Origin of the sequence: Stutzerimonas nitrititolerans (assembly GCF_003696285.1) — a bacterium.
In the GTDB taxonomy this organism is placed as follows: domain Bacteria; phylum Pseudomonadota; class Gammaproteobacteria; order Pseudomonadales; family Pseudomonadaceae; genus Stutzerimonas; species Stutzerimonas nitrititolerans.
Window position 1 is genome coordinate 1 of the sequence record NZ_RFFL01000036.1, and the last position, 2768, is coordinate 2768.

General features: G+C 61.2%; 3 protein-coding genes and 1 pseudogene. All 4 read left to right on the forward strand.

Annotation, left to right across the window (positions count from 1 at the left end; genetic code table 11):
• Window positions 1-224: pseudogene (locus EA795_RS20430) on the forward strand (cytochrome C oxidase Cbb3); the annotation flags it as partial.
• Window positions 225-235: 11 nt separating this feature from the next.
• Window positions 236-847 (forward strand): cytochrome-c oxidase, cbb3-type subunit II, encoded by a 612-nt coding sequence (ccoO, locus tag EA795_RS20435; RefSeq protein ID WP_014853259.1) that lies wholly within the window; start codon window positions 236-238, stop codon window positions 845-847.
• An 87-nt stretch (window positions 848-934) separates the two neighbouring features.
• Complete coding sequence (ccoP, locus tag EA795_RS20440; protein WP_014853260.1) at window positions 935-1870, forward strand: cytochrome-c oxidase, cbb3-type subunit III; 936 nt, start codon at window positions 935-937, stop codon at window positions 1868-1870.
• Between the two features lie 345 nt (window positions 1871-2215).
• Window positions 2216-2768, forward strand: a 553-nt coding sequence (locus EA795_RS20445; protein WP_205891509.1) for a cbb3-type cytochrome c oxidase subunit I, incomplete at its 3' end; no start/stop codon positions are given.

A 2768-nucleotide genomic window follows, 5' to 3' on the forward strand; every position in this document is an offset into this window, starting at 1 on the left:
TCAACGGCATCGCCCAGGGCCTGATGTGGCGCGCGATCAACAGCGACGGCACCCTGACCTATTCCTTCGTCGAGGCGCTCGAGGCCAGTCATCCGGGCTTCATCGTCCGCGTGGTCGGCGGCGCGATCTTCTTCGCCGGCATGCTGCTGATGGCCTACAACACCTGGCGCACCGTGCGTGTCGCCAAGCCGGCCGAATACGAAGCCGCCGCGCAGATCGCCTGAGGAGCCGACTGATGAAGAAGCACGAAATACTCGAAAAGAACGTCGGCCTGCTGACGCTGTTCATGATCCTTGCAGTCAGCATCGGCGGTCTGACCCAGATCGTCCCACTGTTCTTCCAGGACGCCGTCAACGAGCCGGTGGAAGGCATGAAGCCCTACACCGCGTTGCAGCTTGAAGGTCGCGACATCTATATCAAGGAAGGCTGCGTGGGCTGTCACTCGCAGATGATCCGACCGTTCCGCGCCGAAACCGAGCGCTACGGCCATTACTCGGTCGCCGGTGAAAGCGTCTACGACCACCCCTTCCTGTGGGGCTCCAAGCGTACCGGCCCGGATCTGGCCCGCGTCGGCGGCCGCTACTCCGATGACTGGCACCGCGCGCATCTCTACAACCCGCGCAACGTCGTGCCGGAGTCGAAGATGCCGTCCTACCCGTGGCTGGTCGAGAACACCCTCGATGGCAAGGACACCGCCAAGAAGATGTCGGCGCTGCGCACCCTGGGCGTTCCCTACACCGACGAAGACATCGCCGGAGCCAGGGATGCCGTCAAGGGCAAAACCGAGATGGACGCCATGGTTGCCTATCTGCAGGTACTGGGAACCGCGCTGACCAACAAGCGCTGAACCATCGAGAGCGGCGAGCTGCACAGGCAGCCGCCGGGGACATAAATCGCGGACAGCCAGAGCGGCTCGGCTGTCCAGGAGTAGCACATGAGCACATTCTGGAGTGGATACATCGCCCTGCTGACGCTGGGCACCATTGTCGCTCTGTTCTGGTTGATCTTCGCCACCCGCAAGGGCGAGTCGGCCGGTACTACCGACAAGACCATGGGACATTCCTTCGACGGCATCGAGGAGTATGACAACCCGCTGCCCAAGTGGTGGTTCTGGTTGTTCATCGGTACCCTGGTGTTCGGCATCCTCTACCTGATCATCTATCCCGGCCTGGGCAACTGGAAAGGCGTCTTCCCCGGTTACGAGGACGGCTGGACTCAGGAAAAACAGTGGCAGCGCGAAGTCGATCAGGCGAACGCCAAGTTCGGTCCGATCTTTGCCAAGTACTCGGCCATGAGCGTCGAACAGGTCGCACAGGACGAAAGCGCACTGAAAATCGGTGCCCGCCTGTACGCCAACTATTGCTCGATCTGTCATGGCTCGGATGCCAAGGGGTCCAACGGCTTCCCTAATCTGGCCGACAGCGAATGGCGCTGGGGCGGCGATGCCGACACCATCAAGACCACCATTCTGCATGGACGTACCGCAGCAATGCCGGCCTGGGGCCAGGTCATCGGCGAAGAAGGCGTCAAGAACGTTGCCGCCTTCGTACGCCAAGAGCTCGCCGGGCTGACCCTGCCTGAAGGCAGCGAAGCCGATCTCGAAGCGGGCAAGAAGGTCTACGCTGAAACCTGCTCGGTCTGCCATGGCCAAGGCGGAGAAGGCATGGCCGCGCTCGGTGCGCCCCGCCTGGACAGCGCCGCCGGCTGGATCTATGGCTCGAGCCTGGCCCAGCTGCAGCAGACCGTGCGTCACGGGCGAAACGGTCAGATGCCGGCCCAGGAGCAGTACCTCGGCAACGACAAGGTGCACCTGCTCGCTGCCTACGTCTACAGCCTTTCGCAACAAGCGGAACAAATAGCCAAGCAGTAAGTCCATACAGGGCGGCAGAGAATGCCGCCCTGTTTAAAGTCACGAAAACCCGCCCTGCGACGCTCTGTCGCACATGAACTGACCAAGCGTTCTTCCCCCTCCTCGCGGCAAGCTTCTAAGCTTTGCTGTCATTCGCCTGCTTGCCAGCACCACAAGGCGAAGCGGCCGTTTCGGCTCATCGTCCCGACGCCGAAAACGACCACTCGAACCATACGGAAAAGCCGCGGCATCAGGGCCCAAACCGCTTGAGACGGCCGGGGCGTCGATTGCATTGACCCCCTCCTTTCTCCATACTTGCCGCCGTTTTTGCCCCCCTTGATATGCCATTTAGCGTGGAAGCCTTGCATGAGCACAGCAATAAGTGAGACTGCATATAACTACAAGGTGGTTCGCCAATTCGCCATCATGACGGTGGTGTGGGGAATCATCGGAATGGGTCTGGGAGTGTTCATCGCCGCACAGCTGGTGTGGCCTGGACTCAACTTCGACCTGCCGTGGACCAGCTTCGGCCGCTTGCGACCCTTGCACACCAACGCGGTGATCTTCGCCTTCGGTGGTTGCGCCTTGATGGCAACCTCCTTCTATGTGGTCCAGCGGACCTCGCAGGCTCGCCTGTTCTCCGACGGTCTGGCCGCCTTCACCTTCTGGGGTTGGCAGGCAGTCCTCGTCGCCGCAGTGATCACCCTGCCGCAGGGCTTCACCAGCTCCAAGGAATACGCCGAGCTGGAATGGCCGATCGATATCCTGCTGGCCATCGTCTGGATCAGCTACGCGACGGTGTTCTTCGGCACCATCATGAAGCGCAAGGCCAAGCACATTTATGTGGGCAACTGGTTCTTCGGCGGCTTCATCCTGGTGACGGCGATGCTGCACATCGTCAACAACCTGGAAATCCCGG

Bases quoted from the DNA above. Each gene is read 5' to 3' on its own strand.
- ccoO (WP_014853259.1), top strand. From the start codon at position 236: ATGAAGAAGCACGAAATACTCGAAAAGAACGTCGGCCTGCTGACGCTG.
- ccoP (WP_014853260.1), top strand. From the start codon at position 935: ATGAGCACATTCTGGAGTGGATACATCGCCCTGCTGACGCTGGGCACC.